The organism is Rhodoplanes azumiensis (genome assembly GCF_042682915.1).
Lineage (GTDB): Bacteria > Pseudomonadota > Alphaproteobacteria > Rhizobiales > Xanthobacteraceae > Rhodoplanes > Rhodoplanes azumiensis.
In genome coordinates, this window is sequence record NZ_JBHUIW010000004.1 from 213,344 (window position 1) to 233,651 (window position 20,308).

The 20,308-nt window shown below is 64.4% G+C and carries 20 protein-coding genes and 1 pseudogene; 9 read left to right on the forward strand and 12 right to left on the reverse strand.

Annotation, left to right across the window (positions count from 1 at the left end; all coding sequences use genetic code 11):
- Positions 1 to 9: 9 nt before the first annotated feature.
- On the reverse strand, positions 10 to 1,254 hold the full coding sequence (locus ACFSOX_RS06165) for an ABC transporter permease (RefSeq protein WP_378476913.1): 1,245 nt from the start codon (positions 1,252 to 1,254) through the stop codon (positions 10 to 12).
- A 512-nt stretch (positions 1,255 to 1,766) separates the two neighbouring features.
- A pseudogene (locus ACFSOX_RS06170) lies at positions 1,767 to 2,600 on the reverse strand (IS256 family transposase); the annotation flags it as partial.
- 168 nt (positions 2,601 to 2,768) lie between these two features.
- Between ACFSOX_RS06170 and ACFSOX_RS06175 the strand changes: the two are divergent.
- Positions 2,769 to 3,176, forward strand: a complete 408-nt coding sequence (locus ACFSOX_RS06175) for a hypothetical protein (protein WP_378476914.1) — start codon at positions 2,769 to 2,771, stop codon at positions 3,174 to 3,176.
- A 302-nt stretch (positions 3,177 to 3,478) separates the two neighbouring features.
- On the forward strand, positions 3,479 to 4,729 hold the full coding sequence (locus ACFSOX_RS06180; RefSeq protein ID WP_378476915.1) for a tyrosine-type recombinase/integrase: 1,251 nt from the start codon (positions 3,479 to 3,481) through the stop codon (positions 4,727 to 4,729).
- 1,733 nt (positions 4,730 to 6,462) lie between these two features.
- Here the strand turns inward: ACFSOX_RS06180 and ACFSOX_RS06185 are convergent.
- Complete coding sequence (locus ACFSOX_RS06185) at positions 6,463 to 7,575, reverse strand: hypothetical protein (protein WP_378476916.1); 1,113 nt, start codon at positions 7,573 to 7,575, stop codon at positions 6,463 to 6,465.
- A 48-nt stretch (positions 7,576 to 7,623) separates the two neighbouring features.
- Between ACFSOX_RS06185 and ACFSOX_RS06190 the strand changes: the two genes are divergently transcribed.
- From ACFSOX_RS06190 to ACFSOX_RS06200, 3 genes are all read left to right on the forward strand, one after another.
- Positions 7,624 to 8,580, forward strand: coding sequence for a PGN_0703 family putative restriction endonuclease (locus ACFSOX_RS06190; RefSeq protein WP_378476917.1), 957 nt, complete (start codon positions 7,624 to 7,626; stop codon positions 8,578 to 8,580).
- 78 nt (positions 8,581 to 8,658) lie between these two features.
- Positions 8,659 to 9,600 (forward strand): ArdC family protein, encoded by a 942-nt coding sequence (locus ACFSOX_RS06195; protein WP_378476918.1) that lies wholly within the window; start codon positions 8,659 to 8,661, stop codon positions 9,598 to 9,600.
- On the forward strand, positions 9,597 to 10,256 hold the full coding sequence (locus tag ACFSOX_RS06200; protein ID WP_378476919.1) for a metallophosphoesterase family protein: 660 nt from the start codon (positions 9,597 to 9,599) through the stop codon (positions 10,254 to 10,256). Before ACFSOX_RS06195 ends, ACFSOX_RS06200 begins: the two co-directional genes overlap by 4 nt.
- Before the next feature lie 129 nt (positions 10,257 to 10,385).
- On the opposite strand, the gene ACFSOX_RS06205 is transcribed toward ACFSOX_RS06200, so the two are convergent.
- Positions 10,386 to 10,646, reverse strand: coding sequence for a helix-turn-helix domain-containing protein (locus ACFSOX_RS06205; RefSeq protein WP_378476920.1), 261 nt, complete (start codon positions 10,644 to 10,646; stop codon positions 10,386 to 10,388).
- Positions 10,647 to 10,779: 133 nt separating this feature from the next.
- Here ACFSOX_RS06205 and ACFSOX_RS06210 point away from each other — a divergent pair, with 133 nt between their 5' ends.
- The 3 genes from ACFSOX_RS06210 (at position 10,780) to ACFSOX_RS06220 (ending at position 12,525) form a co-directional block, all read left to right on the forward strand.
- Positions 10,780 to 11,331 (forward strand): DUF4339 domain-containing protein, encoded by a 552-nt coding sequence (locus ACFSOX_RS06210; RefSeq protein ID WP_378476921.1) that lies wholly within the window; start codon positions 10,780 to 10,782, stop codon positions 11,329 to 11,331.
- A gap of 12 nt (positions 11,332 to 11,343) precedes the next feature.
- Entirely contained in the window at positions 11,344 to 11,772 is a 429-nt protein-coding gene (locus ACFSOX_RS06215; protein ID WP_378476922.1) for a superinfection immunity protein, read from the forward strand.
- Between the two features lie 360 nt (positions 11,773 to 12,132).
- Complete coding sequence (locus ACFSOX_RS06220) at positions 12,133 to 12,525, forward strand: copper-binding protein (RefSeq protein ID WP_378476923.1); 393 nt, start codon at positions 12,133 to 12,135, stop codon at positions 12,523 to 12,525.
- Between the two features lie 27 nt (positions 12,526 to 12,552).
- Here the strand turns inward: ACFSOX_RS06220 and ACFSOX_RS06225 are convergent, their stop codons facing one another.
- Positions 12,553 to 12,873 (reverse strand): DUF411 domain-containing protein, encoded by a 321-nt coding sequence (locus ACFSOX_RS06225; protein ID WP_378476963.1) that lies wholly within the window; start codon positions 12,871 to 12,873, stop codon positions 12,553 to 12,555.
- On the opposite strand from ACFSOX_RS06225, the gene ACFSOX_RS06230 reads away from it, so the two are divergent.
- On the forward strand, positions 12,814 to 13,032 hold the full coding sequence (locus tag ACFSOX_RS06230) for a hypothetical protein (RefSeq protein WP_378476965.1): 219 nt from the start codon (positions 12,814 to 12,816) through the stop codon (positions 13,030 to 13,032). The genes ACFSOX_RS06225 and ACFSOX_RS06230 overlap by 60 nt on opposite strands.
- Positions 13,033 to 13,034: 2 nt before the next feature.
- Here the strand turns inward: ACFSOX_RS06230 and ACFSOX_RS06235 are convergent, their stop codons facing one another.
- From ACFSOX_RS06235 to ACFSOX_RS06265, 7 genes are all read right to left on the reverse strand, one after another.
- The gene (locus ACFSOX_RS06235; protein ID WP_378476924.1) at positions 13,035 to 13,244 is read right to left on the reverse strand and encodes a hypothetical protein; all 210 of its coding nucleotides are present in this window, start codon (positions 13,242 to 13,244) and stop codon (positions 13,035 to 13,037) included.
- Between the two features lie 132 nt (positions 13,245 to 13,376).
- Entirely contained in the window at positions 13,377 to 14,717 is a 1,341-nt protein-coding gene (locus tag ACFSOX_RS06240; RefSeq protein ID WP_378476925.1) for a TolC family outer membrane protein, read from the reverse strand.
- Between the two features lie 103 nt (positions 14,718 to 14,820).
- Entirely contained in the window at positions 14,821 to 15,228 is a 408-nt protein-coding gene (locus ACFSOX_RS06245) for a hypothetical protein (protein ID WP_378476926.1), read from the reverse strand.
- A 98-nt stretch (positions 15,229 to 15,326) separates the two neighbouring features.
- A complete protein-coding gene (locus tag ACFSOX_RS06250; protein WP_378476927.1) occupies positions 15,327 to 15,863 on the reverse strand; it encodes a cupredoxin domain-containing protein in 537 nt (178 codons plus the stop codon).
- Positions 15,864 to 15,899: 36 nt separating this feature from the next.
- The gene (locus tag ACFSOX_RS06255) at positions 15,900 to 16,541 is read right to left on the reverse strand and encodes an NrsF family protein (RefSeq protein WP_378476928.1); all 642 of its coding nucleotides are present in this window, start codon (positions 16,539 to 16,541) and stop codon (positions 15,900 to 15,902) included.
- On the reverse strand, positions 16,538 to 17,095 hold the full coding sequence (locus ACFSOX_RS06260; RefSeq protein WP_378476929.1) for a sigma-70 family RNA polymerase sigma factor: 558 nt from the start codon (positions 17,093 to 17,095) through the stop codon (positions 16,538 to 16,540). The genes ACFSOX_RS06255 and ACFSOX_RS06260 overlap by 4 nt, the downstream gene beginning before the upstream one ends.
- A gap of 13 nt (positions 17,096 to 17,108) precedes the next feature.
- On the reverse strand, positions 17,109 to 20,285 hold the full coding sequence (locus ACFSOX_RS06265; RefSeq protein ID WP_378476930.1) for an efflux RND transporter permease subunit: 3,177 nt from the start codon (positions 20,283 to 20,285) through the stop codon (positions 17,109 to 17,111).
- Between the last annotated feature and the right edge of the window lie 23 nt (positions 20,286 to 20,308).

Sequence of the window (20,308 nt, forward strand, 5' to 3'; positions counted from 1 at the left end):
GCGCGTCTCTCATTCGCTGCGCAGCAGCGTCCAGGGATGGGCCGGGGCGCGGGCCGCCATGGCCCAGGCGGCCACGATCGCGACGGCGAGGCCGCCGGCCATCGCGATCACAGCCGTGAGCCAGGGGATCTCGACCGGGACCGTGACGGTCTGGGTGCGGTCGAGCGTCGCGTCCGGGATGAAGTGGGGGGTCGCGCTGAGATCCCAAGGAAGGTCGATCGTCACCGTGACGCCGCCGAGCGCCAGCGCGATCGCGGCGGCGAGCACGAGCCCCGCCGTTACCCCGGCGAGCGCCAGGATGGCGTTCTCGACCAGAACCTGATTCCGAACGCGCTGCCACGGCCAGCCGATCGCCTGCAGGACGGCGAGGTCGCGGCGCCGCTCCTGGACCGTCGAGGCGGTGGCGCGGAACACGAACGCCAGGGCGAAAAGGCCGATGACCGCCGCGACGATCGCACCCATGCGCTGCGACAGGAACAGCACGCCGCTCAACGCCTCCCGGAACGACAGCTCGCTGGAGACGATGCCCTTCTTGCCGAGCAGCCCGGTGGTGCCGGCGACGACGTCCTCCAGGCGCTGGCGGTCGACCTTGACCAGCAGCAGGTTCACGTCGTCGGCCCGGAACGGATAGAGCGCCTGCACCATGGGGGCGCCGGCGGCAAGCTCCTGGGCCGGACGCAGCGGCATGTAGACGTCGGCGCGGGCGACCTTGCCGCCGCGGGCCGCATCGACGATGCCGACTACCGGGAAGACAGTTCCGCCGACATCGATCGTCGCGCCCGCCTTGATTCCGTTTTTGGAGGCGAAGTCGCTGTCGAGAACGACGGCTCGATCTGCGGGTTTGAGCGCCTTGCCCTCGGTCAGGCGGGAGCCGAGCGATCCGAGCCCGGTCTCACCATCCTCGAGCCCGAGGATCGACTCGTAGTGGTCCGGCGCAAGCTCCCACATGTAGACGCCGCGCGTGACCGAGATCACACCGTCCAGCTTGGCGATTCCGGCGACCGCGCCGGCGGGCAGGAGCGCGTTCGGGTGCGGGAAGACGAGCCCTTCGAGCTTCGGCGGCACGTCGCCGGTGAGCTGCACCACCATGTCGGCCCCGACCGTCTCGACCGGCGCTCGGACCGCCTTGGCGTAAGCGGCGGCGAGCGCCGTCAGGAGAACGGCGGCGAGCACGGCGACGGCGATGCTGGCCGCCGTGACGACGGACCGGCTCCGCCGGAACCGGAGTTCATGAAGGGCGTAGGACAGCGACATGCGTGGAGATCCGACTGGAACGTGTGGTCGCTGGGTGTCCCGCGGCCCCCCGTCGGTGGAGAGAGCGGCCAAGATGCACCGGACCGGTTGCTCACTCTTTTCGCGAACGTAAAGTTATGTAAAGGGGAATGTGTGCGCGCGCACGGAGCATCGGGCCTCCGTGCCGGATGTCGGTCTTGCAGGTTCGAGGACTCGGCCCTGGTCGGCGTGGGGTGGGGCGACGATCGACAGAAATGGTGCCGGAACATCGACATATTTCTATTCATGGCATTCGAAGCGCATCCCCACGCGGCGTTGCGCACAGCCACGGCATCACGTGGCTCGCGCGGACCGGGTGACGCGGGAGGACTGCGCCCCTTGCCAAGTTTCAGCGTCCCGGCGAGCAGTGCTTTCGGAGCACTCCGCCGACACTCGGATTCGTTATGGTATGAGGTGAGCCGCGCGCCGAGGTGCCGTCGCGAACGTGGTTGGAATCCGAGTGACGCGATCACCGGGCATTTGAAGGTACCGTGTCAGGCGGCGCGGTCAATGGGCTGTGCGATGGGTTGCGTGGCGAGGGTCTGCCAGCCGTCGACCTTGCGCATGTTGATCTGACCGGACGCGAGCAGCGCCCAGAACAGCATGGCGGCGGTTTCAGCGGAGGGCAGCACGGTCTGCGTCTTGATCCGTCGCTTGAACTCCTCGTGCAGGCGTTCGATCGCGTTTGTTGTTCGCGCGCTCCTCCATTGGCTCGGCGGCAACAGCGCGAACGTGAACAGACGCTCGCCGGCCTCCTCCAGGCTGTCGGCGACGGCGCGGCGCTTCAGGCGCCATTTGCGGAGGAACGCTCGGCGGCGCACCTCGATCTCCTCGGAGCTGCTCGCGTAGATCATGTCGGTGTCGTCGGACGTGATCTCCTCGTGCAGGCGCTCGGGTGCGTGGGCGAGCAGATTGCGATGCTTGTGCACGGTGCAGCGCTGCACCGGCACGCCGCCCCACACGGCGGCGATCGCGGCGTCGAGCCCGGCGGCGCCGTCGACGATCAGGAGTTCGGGCCGCCGCAACCCGCGGCGAATCAGATCGTCGAGCACCGTGCGCCACGCCTCGGCGCTCTCGCCGCCCATGCTCCGCGCCGCCAGCAGCACCTTCTGGCCGTCGGCCCGCACGCCCATCACGACCAGCAGCGAGATCGCGGTCGCCTTGCGGTCGAGCCGCACGCGCACCACCGTGCCGTCCAGGATCACTCTCACGATCGGCTCGCCGGCGAGCGAGCGGGCGTTCCAGGCGTCCCAGTCGCCCTTCACCTTGCGCCAGGTCCGGCTCACGATGTCCTTGCTCACCGCGCCCCCGAACAGCGTCGTCAGCGCCGGATGAGTCGAGGTTCATCACCCCGGAGACTGCGCCACCCTCAATTCCAAACACTCCCGTGACGGCACCCTGATCCGCGAATCAGATCGCTCAACATGAGAGTCTATATGCGGGAAGTCATTCACTGGCTTCGCCGTATCCCGCGCGGAAATGAGCAAGGAGCGAGAATGACTAGCCCAGACCGTGACAACCTCCAGACGGAAACGTTCGAACGTTTGGCCGGCGAGATCGGGACGCTACTCGCGCAGTTCGGAAAGCACGACAGTCTGCTGGAGACGGGCGACTCCTCGATCTATGGCGACTACTGGGGCTACCCCCAAGTGAAGGTCACCATCGCGAACCTCCCGTTGCTGCGCCCCCAAGTCATCGAGAGCCTTCAACACGTCGTCGCGGCGTACCCCGGATGGGAGATCGTGGTCGCCGTTGCTGATCGCGAGCATCTCGACGATTGGCCGAGAATGGGATTGGACATCCGTCCTCACGTGATCATCGACGGGCTGCAACGGCAGTATTTTCCAGCCGAATATCAGACGATCGAGTACGCGGGCAGCCGCCGCGGCACGGAACAGGATTGAAGGGAGGAACGGAGGACAGCGAAACGTTGCGACATGCTCACCGCGGCGCCTCGGAGGCGAACCGCTCAAGAAGCGTACCCCGGAGAAATCTCGATTCCCAGCTCGGCTCGGTCCGCTGGCGGAGGGAGTGTCCGCCGAAACGGCGGTTGCCGCAGTTCGCCGCGTGACGCCGGTGTTCGTTCATCATATTGATATTGCGACACGATTAGTCCGCACTTGTTCGGGACAGTTCATCACCCTTCACTCGAATCCAGAATTGCAGTATGGGTGGATGTATGGGTAGATAACCTCGCGACCGCGGCATGAAACGACTCACTGCACTGAAGGTGGAGCGCGAGAAGCGCCCCGGCCTCTATTCGGATGGCTTAGGTCTATATCTGCAAGTGCGAAGTTCCGGCTCGAAGAGCTGGATTTTCCGTTATCGCGCTGGGAAGAAGCTGCGAGACATGGGGCTCGGCTCAGTAAACGCCATTGGACTTGCTGAGGCCCGTGAACGTGCTGCCAGATATAGGAATCTGCGGGCCAACGGCATAGACCCGATTGACGACCGCCGGCGGCAGGAGGCAGCGCAACGCGCCGATGCAGCGCGGGCGCTGACCTTCGAACAGTGCGCCGCGCAGTTCGTCGACGCTCACAAGGCGGGGTGGAAAAACGCCAAGCATGCCGCTCAGTGGACCGCGACGCTGCAGACGTATGCCTATCCGGTACTCGGTCCGCTGCCTGTCGCGAGTGTGGACACGCCGCTAGTTCTCAAGGTGCTTGAGCCGATCTGGAATGACAAGACGGAGACGGCGACGCGGGTGCGCGGGCGCATCGAAAGTATTCTCGACTGGGCGCGGGTCCGTGGTTTCCGTGACGGTGAGAATCCCGCGAGGTGGCGCGGCCACCTCGACCATCTGCTTCCGAAGCGCAGCAAAGTTGCCGCTGTCAAACACCACGCCGCGCTTCCCTACCGCGAAATTCCTGCATTCATGGAATTATTGAGGGCAGAACCCAGCCTCGCTGCACGCGCGATGGAGTTCGGGGTCCTGACCGCTGCGCGAACAGGCGAAGTGATAGGCGCGCGTTGGAGCGAGATCGACCTAGAAGCCAAGCTCTGGACCATTCCACCGGACCGTATGAAGGCGGGGCGCGAACACCGAGTACCGCTGGCCACGCGGGCGGTAACTATTCTGAGTGAGGTCCCAAAAGATCCAGACGCGGAATTCGTGTTTCCGGGCGGTAAGGCAAACCGCCCGCTCAGCAGCATGGCGTTGCTGATGCTTCTTCGCCGCATGAAACGTGACGATCTCACCGTACACGGGTTCCGCTCTACGTTTCGAGACTGGGCTGCGGAGCAGACCACGTTTCCCGCAGAGGTGGCTGAGATGGCTCTAGCCCATACCGTTTCTGACAAGGTTGAGGCGGCGTACCGGCGTGGCGACCTGTTCGATAAGCGTCGGGCGCTCGCAACTGCCTGGGCTGCGTTCTGCCAAAGTAAGCCGGTCCGCCCCCGGGGAGCCTCGAACACGTTTGCCTCGGAATCGGTGCCAGACACGCAAGCTCAGAATTAGCCGAACTCTCGACGCTCGATCACGTCTACCATTACCTGATCGGAACTTTATTGCTTCGACCAGGCGTAATCAGGTGCTGTCTCGGTGTTGAGCGGGCCACACGAACGACCACCGGCCCTCCGCCTGGGCGTTCTCTCGTCATGGCTCTGGCCCGAGCCTCAAGGACCCGGACGCGCGGGTCGGCCGCGATCCGGCCGAGGAACGTCCGAACTGTTGATCCGCATGCCCGGTCCTGTTTGCGCGTAATCCGGCGGCGCTCAACGAACTGTCGGATCGGCGGAGAAGCCGACGCTTGTTCCTGGTGAGAGGGGGCCGGCGGAACTCCTCGACGGTGATGTCAGGTATCTCGGCGAGCACGCCCGGGGACACGTCCTTGCGAGCCTCGATCTGGGCGGACGAGCGATCGCCCCCGAGCGCCTCGGCCAGACGGCCCCCAGGACCTCAATCTGCCTTTGCACCGGCTGACGCTCGCCGCGCTGGCACCGAACTGCTCGCCCTTTTCCGGTGCGACACCCCGTCCGCCACGGCTTCAGAACCCGCGTCCGCGGATCGAGAGAAAGGGATAGCGGCATGAATCCCGACCTCCATTCCGGAAGGAAGATTGAATCATTCCCGCTCGGTCTGGAAAGAACTTCAGTGACGAGAGTAGAATTCTGGTCCGGCGTCGCCTTTCTTGAAAATAGAGGTCAAGTACCTGACGGAGTCGAGACGTCGTCACTGTCACGGGCGTCGACCTGATCTGTGTCTCTAACCTGGCCCGATTCCATATCAACAAGCCACGCTGGAGTGGCGATATAAAAGGGCTCAATATTATGTCACAAAAACACACTCTCGAGTCTCGCGGAGCCATGTCGGTCGGCGAGTTCGCCCAGTGGGCGGGGATCGGCCGCACAACCGCCTGGCGAGAAATACAATACGGTGAGCTGCGTGCGATAAAGGCGAACGCCCGAACACTCGTTACGGTCGATGATGCCCGCCAGTGGCTCGCCTCTCGACCGACCACAGCCGAAACTTCTCGGACGGGCGCGGGTAGCCGTGTCGCCTATCGGAGGTCTTCCGATGCCTAACGGAAACGAACTCATCCGGCGCGACGATACGGATGCCGTGCGCGAGCAGATCACTGAGTTGTTGCGGCAGGGGTACGAGGTTCGTCGGCCCGGACCACACCATGTAAAGATCGGTCATATCAACTATTTCCCGACAACGGGGACGATCACGCTGGATCCGTGTCAACGTCACAAAGATAAGGGATTTGCGGAACTGCTCCGTTTACTTGACAGAACAGTCGCAAGCGCCCGTCCGTCGTACTGAAGTGAAGAATAGAGACTAAGACATGCAAAATATACTAGTAAAACGGCTTGACATGTGCTATTATTTTTTACATCCTCCCTGAGTTGCAGAAGATCGCAATCCAGCGCCAAGACAACGATAATAAAACGTGATTGCGATATACTAGAATTGTCCTTACTTCCTCTTTTTGCCCATTTTTATGACTTTATAAGATTTCCGGGCTGGTCGCCTTACCCCTTCCTCGTCGGTCGGTGCAGCCGCCTTAGTCTGATCCATACAGACGCATCGGGACTCAATCATTCCATCCGGCCACTTGCGGCAGCGATTCTCTGCGCCAAAGCCAGGCAAACCCGCCCGTGTTCGAAACACGGAACGTTATCTATTTAAATTCAGCAACTTAGACCCGTCCGATCTCCATTTTCTTCGCGTGCGCCTCCATTTCTTCAGATTTCGAGCTGGCCAATGTTCTGGAGCATTTTTTCGTACTCCCTGTCCCGCTCGTACGACTTGAGGTAGTCAGTCACGTATAAGCCCCCTGGATCGCGGGCCCCATCGTCATACGCTGACCGGAAACCCACCCGGGCCTGACTAGCGCGATCAATGTCCCGCGCCACACTAACCCGCTTCGTCAGCACCTCCCCCTGCCGCCGACGATACTTTTCGGGGATACCGGCAACGTCTAACAGCGGCCGAGCCTTGCGCCGATCGTCGGCGTCCCGAGCATACGCCGCGGGCAAAATTCCCTTCATTAGGTAAGTGAAGACTTCCCACTGCGCGCGGATGTCCGTTTCTGCCGAGACTTCGAGATTTGCCGTATGGTTGGGTTTGGCGATGTGGAGTTTCCTGGCCAACCCCGGCGTGACGCGTGGCACTGGTGTCTTTCCCGTCAGGGTTCCGATGCACCGACGGACCCACTTCCGAAAATCGAGTTCGAACACCCGCGGCACGTGCATCAATACGTGCGAGTGCAGCCCGTTCTTCTTGCTGATTTCCAAGACGTGCACCCACCGGCACGGCAGATCGCGTTCATGAGACCACTTCCTGAATCTCTCCAAGAACAGACCGGCAATTTTCGCGGTCGCAATCCCATTCGTCTGACCGACGGTGCTCCAGACCAACGTCGCGTGGACGTTCATGACGGTGCCGGTCCGATTGGCGAACGCCACGGCGTTGTACGCCTTCTGGAAGTCAGCAGTCGAAATTCCGGTGCTCCCGGCCCGGCCCTCCCACGTTCGCTGATACTCAGGCTTCGTCCAGCCGAAAATCGCTCGCTGCAGACTCGCCTCAAACCCGTCCCCAATCGCTGGGTCCCAGTCCGCCGGTCCGGGGCCGTCTTCTCGTTCTAATCCCGCCTGCCGCAACGTCAGCAACCGCGCCTCTACGGGCGACAGATGCCTCTCCCGATCCGACTCATTCTTGAGGTCAGCCGCAACGGGGTTGGCTTCGTTTTTTGCCGCCGAGCGCTGAAGCTCGAAATGACGGCGCACGAAAGCCGTCAGGTCATCGCCTTTCCTGCCCTCGCCTGATTGCGACCCCATCGTCTTTCCCCAGTTCATTTCTGACCGCTGCCGCCGAATCCTACGCGCAAAGCACGAGGTGGCAAGATGTCGATTGAGCTGAGGGTGCCGTTCATCCCGGAAACGACGTTGCGAAAGCATCAGGTCTTCGAGGCCGCCGACAGCCGCTTCCGTTCCGCCGCCCGGCTTCGTCAGGCCCTGTGGCGCGAACAGAATGGCTGGCCGATCGGCGGCTACACCACTGCGCAGGGGAAGCGGCGGACCATCGGCAACTGCGTGAGCGCCAAAGCGGCCCAGGCTGGCGCCAACTTCATCCTGCCCGAGATCGCCCAGCTCGTTCGCCGCGAACTCGCCTATCGGGAAGATGGGGCGCTCTTCGACGAGGCTCGGCTGGTGGCCAACCTCCTGTCGTCGACGCCGGTCCTGTTCAACTCGCTGGGACCGCTGAAGCTCGACCTCAAGCTTGCAACGCGGGTCTTCCGGCGTCTCCTGCCGGGCTTCGTCCAGCGCGTCACGGACATCCAGTTCGAGCATGCCCCCGACCGCGGCAGTCCTAGGTTTCTGGCCGACTACACGGCGTTCGATGCCCTCGTGAAGTGCAAAACACCCGCGGGCGCTGACGGGTTCATCGCGATCGAGGTCAAGTATTCCGAGGGCATGAATGAGCCGGAGGCACGCCTGCGTGCCCGCTACGACCAGGTCTCGTCGGCCTGTGGCCTGTTCAAAGATGGCACCAGTGAAGCCCTGCGTGCCAATCCGCTGCAGCAGCTGTGGCGGCAACACATGTTGGCCCAGATGATGGTGAACGAGCGGCTCTACCCTATGGGCCGCTACGTCCTGATCGCGCCGATCCTCAACTCACGGGTGGCGCGTGCCGTCAACCTCTACCGCGACCACTTGGTCGATGCGGCCGACAAGGTGCCATTCGTGGACTTCTCGCTGGAAGCCGTGCTCACAGCCCTCAAGGAGGCCGGCGCCGCAGAGATCGCTGCGGTGCTCAACGAGCGCTACTGCGACTTCAGCTCCCTCCACGCCCTGATCTGACCGTCGGCCGTCGCCGCAATGCTTCGCTCGGCCGGCGAACGCGATCGGCCGAGCGCACTGCGTATAGGGGGAGTTCAAATGGCCGGCAGCCGCTTCGACATCCAAGCGCACATTACCGACCAGATCGTCAGCATGTTGGCCGAAGCCAAAGGGACGACGGACCTGCCGTGGCATACGTCCGGCGGACTGCACCGTCCGCTTAACGTCCTCACCGGCAAACCCTACCGCGGAGTCAACATCCTGGCGCTTTGGATGGCCGCCGCACAGCGGGGATATCGGTCCGGCAGATGGGGAACCTATCGCCAGTGGAACAAGGTCGGCGCGCAGGTCCGCAAGGGCGAGAACGCGGCCTTCGTCGTCTTCTACCGAGACCTTCCCGGAAACGTCGTCACCGGATCGGATGCCGACGACGATAGCGAGAGAAACAAGCTCCGGGTCCTCGCACGGGCTTCAGCGGTGTTCGCGGCCGAACAGGTTGACGGCTATGACCCTCCGGCCGCACCACGGGCGAGTCATGTGGTCACGCACGCGCGGGCCGAGCACTTGGTCGCGCGGAGCGGAGCCACCGTCGTTCATGGCGGCGAGCGGGCCTATTACACGATCGCGACCGACAGCATTCATTTGCCATCGCCGACTGCCTTCATCGGCACGTCCACGAGCTCCCCGACGGAGTCCTATTACGCCGTCCTCTTCCACGAGCTCACACACTGGACGGGACACGAGACCCGCTGCAATCGTCAGCTCGGGAGGCGCTTCGGCCTAGACGCCTACGCGATGGAGGAACTCGTCGCCGAACTGGGCGCCGCGTTCTTGTGTGCCGATCTCGGGATCACCGCTTCGCCGCGACCCGACCACGCCCACTACATCGCGAGCTGGCTCGACGTCCTCAAGCGCGACAAGCGGGCGATCTTCGCTGCCGCGTCCAAAGCCTCAGCAGCGGTCGACTTCTTGATGCCAGGGTTGGAGGCACCACGCCGGCACGCCGAGGCGCCCTCGGTCGTTCAGGTGGGGACACAATGAGAACGTACGCGATCGGCGACGTTCACGGCATGGTGTACCTGCTCCGCCGCTTGATCAGCCGCTGCCTTCAGGATGGCAGAGGCAATGCCCTGAGATTCGTTATGCTGGGCGACTACGTTGACCGCGGTGCGGATGCGAAGGAGGCGGTCCAGCAACTCCTTCATCTGCAGAAGAAGCGGCCCGCTAAGTTCATCTGCCTGCGCGGCAATCATGAAGCGCTCCTGCTCGCCGCATCCGAAGATGCCGCGGCCGAACAGCAGTGGCTTCGGAACGGCGGAGCAGCCACCCTTCGCAGCTACGGTGTCGAGCATGCCAGGGACCTCCCTGCAGAGCACCTCGAATGGCTCAAAACGCTCCCGACTACCCACGACGACGGGCTGCGGCTGTTCGTCCATGCCGGCATCGACCCGGGCAAATCCATCCACCAACAGGCGGAGCACGATCTTCTTTGGATCCGCGATCGCTTTCTGAAGGACAAGCGCGACCACGGACGATTCGTCGTCCACGGTCACACGCCACTGTCAGAGGGCTTGCCCGACCTTCACCCAAACCGCGTCAATCTCGACACCGGCGCTGGCTATAGGGGACCGCTGACGGCCGCTGTTTTCGACGGCGTGAGCGCACGACCGATTCGGTTCATCCAGGCGGTGCCGTGACGGCTCGAGCCACTCAACTTCGCCGCCACGCGCTTAGGCGTATACATCCAGTTGTTGAGCCCGATCGATCTTGGGCTGAGATTTCTTGGCCCACCTACTCCGATCGACCTTCGCCCATACTCCGGGCTTCTACTTAGGTCGCCGACCGCTCTTCAACGGTTCTGGTTTTCGATCGCCGCGTGACGGTTCGGCCAGGAGATCGCAGATGTCTGCCCCGAGGGCACTGGCCAGCTTCTCCAGCAGCCCGATCGTCGGGTTTTCTGAAGCGCCTTCCAGACGCGATACGTAGGACACATCGACGTTCGCGTCGACCGCTAGGCTCTCCTGCGAAAGCTGCCGGCTGACCCTCAGGCGCCTCAGATTCCAGGCAATTCGTTTCGCCGCCCTCATAGAGCGATGGGAGCGATGTTGCCCCGGATTTATCCATGGATTATGGTCCTACCATTATCGACGCTCGGGCGGGGCGCTGAAAATTTCGACGGGGGTCGAACGAATTCGCCCGAGAACGGCGCATGGGGGAACGATGAGCGACACGACATCTACGCCTGCCGCCTCAGACGAATGGTTCTACACGCTTGGGGGGCAACGTCTTGGGCCGATCAGCAGCTCGGCTCTTCGTCAACTGCTTGACGAATACAAGATCGATGCCGAAACGCCGGTTTGGCGAAAAGGCCAGACGAGTTGGATCCCCCTTCGTGAGACCGAATTCGGGCTGCTGCTCGGTGGAGTTCCGCCGCCCGTTGCTTCAGCTAACATAAACAACAGCTTCGTTTGGGCGCTCGCGGTTATGCCAATCGTATATGTCATCGTGACCGCGGTGCTGCAGGTCCTCATGTCTTCGCAGGAGCTGTTCACACTCATCAGCCTGGTGCTTCCCTTCGGGGTCAACGCAGCCCTCTGTTTGCTCGATCTGAGCCAATTGAAGCGCGCGGGATACAGCGATGGCTTCCTCACGCTCTGGGCCTTGATCCTCGCTCCCGTCTACCTGTTTGTGCGCGCCAAACGGATCGGGCACACGCCGACATACGCGATCACGTGGGTCGTCACCTTCGCCATCTCCGTGCTCCTCAGCTGAACCGAGTTTACGATGAGCGACGAAACGTTCGCGCTTCTCGCGCTGCTCTTGGGCACGTTGATCCTTACCGCGATCTACGTAACACCGACCTTTATCGCCTTTCGGCGTTGCCACCCCAATCGTTGGCTGATCGCGGTGATCAACATCGTTTTCGGCGGAACTCTCCTGGGATGGCTGATTGCGCTGGTCTGGGCGCTGAAGGCCTTTCACATCGATGACGCGCAAACGCGCGGCGGGGAGTCGGGTCTCAATCTCTTCATTAACGATCCCAAGAAAATCGAGATCTTACCGTCGAGCACGGTACCGCCTGTTCCGACCGGAGCATCATTCGGCATTGCCGCCGAAATCGAACAGCTGCACCGGCTGCTACACCAAGGAGCTGTGACGCAAACTGAGTTCGACAGCATGAAGGCGAGACTCCTCAGGAAGTCCGATCCATAATCGCGCCTAGAACATCCCGGACTCGCGGTGCAGACGTATATTGCTCGGCGGAACCTCTAGTACAAGAAGATGTACGGCTCTGGGTCTTCGATGCCGAACGACGCTAGACCCATTAGCGTTCTTGACTGCCATCCCGCTATTTCTCGACTGTACCAGTCGTTTGCGGTCTGTTCTGGACGGAGCCGGACCGCGCCGCGATCGCGTTGGGGGACGACTTGTCAGCCCGGCTCCAGCCTGGAAACGTTTGCACTGAATTTCCGAAGACGTCGTAACCGGATCAGGCTCTGCCGCGAACTAGCTTCTGATGGAGCACCGGGGGGTGCCCCTGAATCATGGGCCAGGACCCGAACAGGAGCAGACATGCCAAAGATCGCCGTTTCCGTTTTCGCACTTCTAGTAGGGGCCACTGCCGGCCCCGGCGTGGCCGCGGCCGAGCCGCACGAGATGCCGTGGATGAGTGCCCGGGTGGTGCGGGTGGACAATGCGTCGGGTTCGGCGACGATCTTCCACGGGCCGATCGAGAGCACCGGAATGCCCGCGATGACGATGACGCTCGGCGCGGCCGAACCGAACCTCGTGGCCGGCCTGCAGGAGGGTCAGGAAATCGAGTTCCGGGTCGCCGGGGAGAAGAAGATCATCGCGGTTCGGAAGCCGGCCGCCGACAAGAAGTCGCCGGCTGCCGACAAGAAGGCCGGCTCCGGGCACACTCACGGTTCGAGCAGTGGCCACGGGCACGGTGGTCACAGCCACTGACCGGGCGGCTTCCGACCGCGCGGCCGGTCAGAGTGCGCGACTCCCGCGGTAACGCCCGAAACTGCGAGACCCGGCGGTCCCGAACAGGAGCACCTCGTAGGTCTCCTCGGGGCCACCCTCCATACCGGGCGACCCGGACGGCATTCCGGGCACCGCGTGTCCTCTCACGGCCGGTGCTTCAGCGAGGAGCCGAAGCACCGCATTCGCGGGCACATGCCCCTCGACCACGTAGGTGCCAATCTCGGCGGTGTGGAGGACTGGAGGTCGGTCGGGATACCGAACCGTGTCTTGATGCTCGTCATCTCCGGCACGTCGATGACCCCGAACGGGAATGCCGGCCTGCTCGATGTGGCGAGCCCAAGCGCGACAGCAGCCACACGCCGCGTCCTTGTAGACGGTCATGGCCTCGGCGCTCCGGGCCTCACCGAGGACGCCGAGGCCAGCCGCCGATCCGAGGAGGGCAATCGCGGCGCGGCGGCTGATCACTCGTGTCACAACGCGATCTGATATCAGGTGCGGACGTGCAACATCGGGAACTTCGGGCCACCCTGATAGCGGCATTCGAAGCCGCCGGGATGCTTCAGTGCGACGTGGGGAGCGGTCTGCTGTTCGATCGTGCTCTTGGTCGGCGCCCAATTGGTATTGCCGGCGTAAGCCGTCCCGGACAACACCAACACCGGGGCGAACAGGGTTGCAGCGAAGAGGGCTTTCTTGAACATTGTCTTGCTCCGTCATCGGCGCTCGTTGCGCCGTCATAAAAGAGTTCGGAGCCTCAATCTTTTCGGTTACAATTGACGTCTTCTCCAGGGCAAGTTTCAGCGTCCGTAGAACAACCTAGTCGGGACCCGACGTCACTTCCCGTCGGGCGTGCGCAGGCCGTGCCAGACGTCGCGCACCTGATGATAGTGGGTGTCCGGCTCGTAGCTCGGCGTGCCGAGCGCGAGGCTCTTGTGGTCGAGCCTCCCGACCGTCGCGAGCATCGTGTAGGAGGCGACCACGCGATCGCGCTGGGCGACGATCAGGCGCGAGCGCGCCTGCGTCAGGTCCTGCTGCGAGTTCAGCACTTCGAGGGTGGTGCGCTGGCCGGCCTGGGCCTCGCGGCGCACGCCCTCGAGCGCGATGGTGGCGGCTCGCACCTCGGCCTCGCTCGCCGTCAGGGCAATCTTGGCGCCCTCGTTGCTGACCCAGGCCGCGACCGCGGCGGTGTTGATCTGGGTGCGCACGCGATCGAGCACGATCCGGGTCTGCGACAGCACCTCTTTCGACTGGCGCACCTGCGCCGCGGCGGTGCCGCCGTCGTAGATCGGGATGTTGAGGTTGGCGGTCAGCGAGGCCTGATCCGAGCCCTTCATGTCGAGCGACGTCGGGTCGGTGTTGCGCTCCCTCATCAACGTGCCTTGCGCACTCAGGGTGGGATAGAGCACGCCCTCGGCGACCTTCACGGCGTAGACGGCGACGTCGATGTCGTAGGTCGCGCCCATCACGGCCGGGTTTTCGCGCCGCGACTGCGCGATCGTCTCGTCGCGGCTCTTCGGCAGCAGGCGATCGATCGGATCGGCCGCGGTCAACCGCCCCGGCGCGATGCCGACGACCTGCTCGAACGTGGCCTGGCTCACGGCCAGCGTTACCTCGGCGGCGTTGAGATCGGCAGTGCCGCGGGCGAGCCGCGCCTCGGCCTGGGCGACGTCGGTCGGCGTCACGTCGCCGGCCTCGAGTCGCTTGCGCGTGGTGGCGAGCGTCTCGCGCAGGAACGTCACGTTCGTCCGCTGCGCCTCGACCAACGACTGGTTGGCGACCACGTTCATGTAGGCCGTGACGGCGTCGAGCAGGACCGACTGCTCGACCCCGCGCAGGGCCTCCTTGCCGGACAGCACCTGCGACTCCGCCTGGCGGACGAGATTGCCGGTGCGGAACCCATTGAACAGTGTCTGCGAAATGGTGAGCTGCGCCGTGTAGCCACGCAGCGTCGCCCGCTCGGTGTCGCCCCCGGGGATTAAATTCCGGACGGCGATCAGGCTCGGGGTGAGATTGGCGTTGATCTGCGGCCGGTAACCGGACAGCGCGATCGAGACGTTCTCGTCGGTGCCACGCTGGCGTGCCCGCTCGGCATTGAGCACCGGATTGGTCTGGTAGGCCCGCGTGAGTGCGCCCGGCAGCGTCTCGGCGGAAGCAGGCAGCACTAGAGCCGCCATGAAGGCCGCGATCCGCACCACTCGTCCGACCGCTTGTAGGGTTCGTCCGTGTCGCTCGAATATCGACGCCCCCGACCATCGGGGGCGTCGATCACGCGTGTGGTCAGTATACATTGTTTTCCGTTCGGAGCCGGTTTCTGATGCGCGGATCGGGATCGGTTCCGGGAGTGTACGAGCCGAAGCCGGCTGCCGCCTCGGTCCTGCCACGGAGCGTCGTCCGCGGCAGGACCGCGTCCATATGAGACAGAGCCGCATGCTCTTGCCCGAGGCGACCATAGATGAATGCGTCGGGGTCAGTGGCGTAACGGCCGGACGCGACCGCTACGGTCGGGATACCCACACTCGTCCGGGGCAACACGGCATTGGGATGCGCCAGCGCTGCGTGCTCCTGAGACAGTCGCGAGTAGATCACCGGGTCGGGATCGGTCGCGTACTGCTGGGCAAGAGAGGGAGCAACGCCGGCCAACGAAATGGCGACGGCGGCGAGCAGCGTATTCCGGATCGAGTCCATTGTGTTTCTCCTTGTGTCAGAAAGCTTCGTGTCTGCTTTCAAATAGTATTTCGCACAGGAGAAGCGCGCGGTTACACCGCTTGTGCTTTTCGATGACGTCACTTCACGTCGATACGGCCGACCATGCCGGCTTCGCGGTGACCGGGAATCAAGCAGCCGAATTCAAAGCGGCCCCGCTTGTCGAAACTCCACACCAGTTCGACCTTCTGTCCGGGAGCCACCGTTCTGCCATTCGCGTGATCGTGCTTCATGTCCGGGTGCCGCTCCATGAAGTGCTTGTGGGCAAGGTTCTCGTCGGTCGTGGCCAGAACGAACTCGTGATCGAGTGCCCCGGCGTTTGCGAGCACGAATTTCACCCGATCATTGCGCCGGACCGTGAGGTGGTCGGGTACGAACAGCATCTTTCCGTCCCCTTCGCGCATCATGACCTCGACGATTCGCGACGGCTTCTTCGGGTCACCGGGGCTACCGGCGCTGTATCGAGCATGCGTGTGCTCCTCGGGTGCGGCCTCCATCCGAGGCTGCTCTGCCGGTGTCGGGATGGGGGGAGCAGATCCGCCGGCGTGTTGCGCCGAAGCAGGCAGAGTCGAGGCGAGCAAAAGCGCAAAGACTGCGGAGGTTGGCTGAAACTGCATGAGTATTCTCCGTTCGGGGGAAAGGAACCAGATCGACTACCAGCGCAGCAGGCGCGGACCGAGAAGCGCGCCGGCCACGGTGCAGAGGGCGATCGTGCCGCCGTACCACAGCGCCACGAACGGCACCGAATCGTCCATGCAATGGAGCGAATAGCCCATGGCGCTGAGCCCTCCGGCGACCAGTCCGGCGAGCGCGCCGGTGCGGCGGAGATCCGTCGGCATGGCCCGGCGCACGGCCCAGATCGTCAGCGCAAACGGCACCACGGCGATTACCGGTATGGAGACGAGGCACTCCACCCACTCGTTGCCGAGCACCGCCGCATGCCAGTGCGAGCGCGGTGCGAACGAGAGCGCGGCGACGGCGAGCCCCATGATCCCGATGAAGGGCAAGGCGATTATTGCGAACGACATCCTACGCTCGCCGCCGGGACGTGCGAGTCGAGTTAGATACACGGCCGCGAGCGTCACGACGGCGAGCGTGAACACCAGCTTCGCGGCCAGATAGACGAACGCCTCGAGGTCGCCGACGTCGGACCGCACGCCGAAGCCGACGAACACCAGCACGGCCGCGGCGAGCGCTCCGAGCCCGATCGCGACGACGATTCCGCGCGACACGCTGCGCGTGTCGACCGGCTCCAGCTGCGTGCTCAGGATCGCGATCAGGTCATCGGTCTTCATCGATTCTTCTCCTGGGCGATCGCCGTGCCGAGCGCCTTCAACCCCCGATGAATGTTCACCTTGACGGCAGATTCCGAGGCGCCGCATTTTGCGGCAGCCTCGGCGACACTGAGCCCGTCGATCTTGACGAATTGGATCGCCTGCTGCATTCGCGAGGGCAGACGGCTCAGCATGCGGCGGAGATCGAGCGCGCTCTCGGTCCCGGTATAATCGTCGACCGCGACGACGTCCTCGGCCTGGTCGAGCCCGACATCGGCGGTCGACGTCTTGGTGCGACGCAGGTGATCGAGCAGCTTGTAGCGGGCGATGGCGAACACCCACGGCGTCAATGGCTCGGCCGGGTCGTAGGTGTGGCGGCCCGTGTGGACCGCCATCAGCGCCTCCTGCACCAGGTCCTCGGCCTCGGCGACGCCGCGGCCGGCCCGAACCAGCCGACCGCGAAAGTACCCGCGCAGATAACCGCTCAAAGCCTGCAGAAGGTCCCGATGCGCCCGCCCGTCGCCGGCGAGGCTCGCCGTCATCAGGGCTTTGAGCGCCGGCTCCTTCGCGATCATCGCGACCACCTCGTCATGCCACCGGGGCCGGCATGCGGTCGTGGGCCTTCGAACCCTCCTCGCGATCCTCAGGCTTCAGCCTCGTCACCACGCCGCTCTTCACCACCGCGTAGACCGCCGGGATGACGATCAGGGTCAAGACGGTCGACGACACCATGCCGCCGATCATCGGCACGGCGATCCGCTGCATCACCTCGGCGCCGGTGCCGTGGCTCCACATGATCGGCAGCAGGCCGGCCATGATGGCGGCGACCGTCATCATCTTGGGCCGCACCCGCTCGACCGCCCCGGTCATGATCGCCGCATAGAGGTCATCGCGGGTGAACGGCCGGCCCTGCGCCGCCCGCTCCGCCCGCAACTCCTCGAGGGCGTGATCGAGATAGATCAGCATCACGACGCCGGTCTCGGCGGCGACGCCGGCGAGCGCGATGAAGCCGACCGCGACGGCGACCGACAGGTTGAAGCCCAGCCACCACATCAGCCACAGTCCGCCGACCAGCGCGAACGGCACCGACAACATCACGATCACGCTCTCGGTGACGCGGCGGAAGTTGAGGTAGAGGAGCAGGAAGATGATCAGCAGCGTGATCGGCACGACGATCTGCAGCCGCGCCTTAGCCCGCTCCATGTACTCGAACTGGCCGCTCCACGAGACCGAATAGCCGGGCGGGAACGCGACCTTCTCCTGCACGGCCTTCTGGGCGTCGGCGACGTAGCCGCCGACGTCGCGGTCGCGCATGTCGACATAGATGTAGACGGCGAGTTGGGCGTTCTCGGTCCGGATGGTGGCGGGCCCACGCCCGAGGCCGACCTTGGCGATCTGTCCGAGCGGCACGGTACCGCCCTCCGGCGTGGGGACGAGCACCTGGGTGGCGATCGCGGCCGGATCGCTGCGGTAGTCGCGCGGGTAGCGCACCGCCACGGAGTAGCGCTCGCGGCCCTCGACCGTGGTGGTGACCGGCTCGGCGCCGAGCGCCGCCGCGACCATGTTCTGCAGGTCGTCGATGGTCAGCCCGTAGCGGGCGATCTGGGCGCGGTCCGGATCGATGTTGAGGTAATAGCCGCCGATCACCCGCTCGGCGAAGGCGCTGGTGGTGCCCGGGACGGTGCGCACCGCCGCCTCGATCTTGCGCGCGAGCGCCTCCAGCTCGACCAGATCGGGCCCGTAGACCTTGATGCCGATCGGGGTGCGGATGCCGGTCGAGAGCATGTCGGTGCGCGCCTTGATCGGCATGGTCCAGGCGTTCGAGACACCGGGGAACTGCAGCGCTCCGTCCATCTCGGCGATCAGCTTGTCCGTGGTCATGCCGGGCCGCCACTCGCGTTCCGGCTTGAGGTTGATGATGGTCTCGAACATCTCGGTCGGGGCCGGGTCGGTCGCCGTCGAGGCCCGGCCGGCCTTCCCCCACACCGAGGCGACCTCGGGGAAGCTCTTGATGATCTTGTTCTGGGTCTGCAGCAGCTCCGCCGCCTTGGTGACCGACAGACCCGGGAACGCGCTCGGCATGTAGAACAGCGTCCCCTCGTTGAGGGTGGGCATGAACTCCGAGCCGAGCTTCATGGCCGGCCACGCGCTCGCGGCGAGGATCAGCACAGCCGCCAGAATCGTGAGGCCCTTGAAGCGGAGTGCGGCGACGATGATCGGCCGGTAGGCCCAGATCAGGACCCGGTTCACCGGGTTCTTGTGCTCCGGCATGATCCGCCCGCGCACGAACAGCAGCATCAGGGCGGGAACCAGGGTCACCGAGAGGAACGCGGCCGCCGCCATGGCGAAGGTCTTGGTGAAGGCGAGCGGCTTGAACATCCGCCCTTCCTGCGCCTCGAGCGCGAAGATCGGCAGGAACGAGACCGTGATGATCAAGAGGCTGAAGAACAACGCCGGCCCGACCTCGATCGCCGCCTCGACGAGGGATTCGTGGCGGGGCTTGCCGGGCGGCGCCCGCTCGAGGTGCTTGTGGGCGTTCTCGATCATGACGATCGAGGCGTCGACCATGGCGCCGACCGCGATGGCGATGCCGCCGAGGCTCATGATGTTGGACGAGAGCCCGAGCGTGTACATCAACAGGTAGGCGATCAGCACGCCCACCGGGAGTGTGACGATGGCGACGAAGGCGCTGCGCACGTGCAGGAGGAACAGCACACAGACGGCGGCGACGATGATGCTCTCCTCGATCAGCGTCCCCTTGAGGGTCTCGATCGCCCGGTGGATCAGGTCGGAGCGATCGTACACCGGCACGATGTCGACCCCGGCCGGCAGGCTCGAGGCGATGTCGGCGAGGCGCTTCTTGACGTTGCCGATGACCGTGAGGGCGTTCTCGCCGGAGCGCTGCAGCGCGATGCCGGTCACGGCTTCGCCCTCGCCGTCGACCTCGGTGAGGCCGCGGCGCTCGTCCGGCGCGAGCTCCACGCGGGCGACGTCGCGGAGGAACACCGGCACGCCCTTGTCGCTCTTGACGACGACGTCGCGCAGGTCGTCGAGGCTCTTGATGTAGCCGCGCCCGCGGATCGCGAACTCGGTCTCGGACAGCTCGACGGTGCGGCCGCCGACGTCGCGGTTGCTCGCCTTGATGGCGGCGTTGACCTTGTCGAGCGGGATGCCGAGCGCCTGCAGCCGGCGCGGATCGACCACGACGCTGTACTGCTTGACGAAGCCGCCGACACTCGCCGCCTCGGCGACACCTTCGGCCTTGGCGACCGCGAAGCGGATCTGGAAATCCTGCAGACTGCGCAGCTCGGCGAGCGTGTGCTGGGCGCTGCGCACGACGTACTGATAGACCCAGCCGACCCCGGTCGCGTCCGGGCCGAGCGAGGGCGTGACGCCGGTCGGCAGGCGGCGTTGCGCGGCGCCGAGATACTCCAGCACGCGCGAGCGCGCCCAGTAGAGGTCGGTGCCGTCCTCGAAGATCACGTACACGAACGACACGCCGAAGAACGAGAAGGCCCGCACTGTCTTCGATTTCGGCACGCTCAGCATCGAGGTCGCGAGCGGATAGGTGACTTGGTCCTCGACCACCTGCGGGGCCTGTCCGGCGTATTCGGTGTAGACGATGACCTGGACGTCGGAGAGGTCCGGGATGGCGTCGAGCGGCACCTTGTGGACCGCGTAAATGCCGCCCAGCGTCACGAACAGGGTCGCGAGCGCGACCAGGAACCCGTTGCGGGCCGACCAGCGGATGATGGCGCCGATCATCGGATCACCCAGGAGGTCGAAAA

What these genes read in the sequence shown, in the direction of transcription:
- ACFSOX_RS06255 (WP_378476928.1), bottom strand. Translation starts at nt 16,541, where the DNA reads ATGAAGACCGATGACCTGATCGCGATCCTGAGCACGCAGCTGGAGCCG.
- ACFSOX_RS06175 (WP_378476914.1), top strand. Translation starts at nt 2,769, where the DNA reads ATGACTAGCCCAGACCGTGACAACCTCCAGACGGAAACGTTCGAACGT.
- ACFSOX_RS06260 (WP_378476929.1), bottom strand. Translation starts at nt 17,095, where the DNA reads ATGATCGCGAAGGAGCCGGCGCTCAAAGCCCTGATGACGGCGAGCCTC.
- ACFSOX_RS06240 (WP_378476925.1), bottom strand. Translation starts at nt 14,717, where the DNA reads ATGGCGGCTCTAGTGCTGCCTGCTTCCGCCGAGACGCTGCCGGGCGCA.
- ACFSOX_RS06195 (WP_378476918.1), top strand. Translation starts at nt 8,659, where the DNA reads ATGGCCGGCAGCCGCTTCGACATCCAAGCGCACATTACCGACCAGATC.
- ACFSOX_RS06190 (WP_378476917.1), top strand. Translation starts at nt 7,624, where the DNA reads ATGTCGATTGAGCTGAGGGTGCCGTTCATCCCGGAAACGACGTTGCGA.
- ACFSOX_RS06250 (WP_378476927.1), bottom strand. Translation starts at nt 15,863, where the DNA reads ATGCAGTTTCAGCCAACCTCCGCAGTCTTTGCGCTTTTGCTCGCCTCG.
- ACFSOX_RS06215 (WP_378476922.1), top strand. Translation starts at nt 11,344, where the DNA reads ATGAGCGACGAAACGTTCGCGCTTCTCGCGCTGCTCTTGGGCACGTTG.
- ACFSOX_RS06235 (WP_378476924.1), bottom strand. Translation starts at nt 13,244, where the DNA reads ATGTTCAAGAAAGCCCTCTTCGCTGCAACCCTGTTCGCCCCGGTGTTG.
- ACFSOX_RS06200 (WP_378476919.1), top strand. Translation starts at nt 9,597, where the DNA reads ATGAGAACGTACGCGATCGGCGACGTTCACGGCATGGTGTACCTGCTC.
- ACFSOX_RS06245 (WP_378476926.1), bottom strand. Translation starts at nt 15,228, where the DNA reads ATGGACTCGATCCGGAATACGCTGCTCGCCGCCGTCGCCATTTCGTTG.
- ACFSOX_RS06165 (WP_378476913.1), bottom strand. Translation starts at nt 1,254, where the DNA reads ATGTCGCTGTCCTACGCCCTTCATGAACTCCGGTTCCGGCGGAGCCGG.
- ACFSOX_RS06205 (WP_378476920.1), bottom strand. Translation starts at nt 10,646, where the DNA reads ATGAGGGCGGCGAAACGAATTGCCTGGAATCTGAGGCGCCTGAGGGTC.
- ACFSOX_RS06185 (WP_378476916.1), bottom strand. Translation starts at nt 7,575, where the DNA reads ATGAACTGGGGAAAGACGATGGGGTCGCAATCAGGCGAGGGCAGGAAA.
- ACFSOX_RS06220 (WP_378476923.1), top strand. Translation starts at nt 12,133, where the DNA reads ATGCCAAAGATCGCCGTTTCCGTTTTCGCACTTCTAGTAGGGGCCACT.
- ACFSOX_RS06265 (WP_378476930.1), bottom strand. Translation starts at nt 20,285, where the DNA reads ATGATCGGCGCCATCATCCGCTGGTCGGCCCGCAACGGGTTCCTGGTC.
- ACFSOX_RS06180 (WP_378476915.1), top strand. Translation starts at nt 3,479, where the DNA reads ATGAAACGACTCACTGCACTGAAGGTGGAGCGCGAGAAGCGCCCCGGC.
- ACFSOX_RS06210 (WP_378476921.1), top strand. Translation starts at nt 10,780, where the DNA reads ATGAGCGACACGACATCTACGCCTGCCGCCTCAGACGAATGGTTCTAC.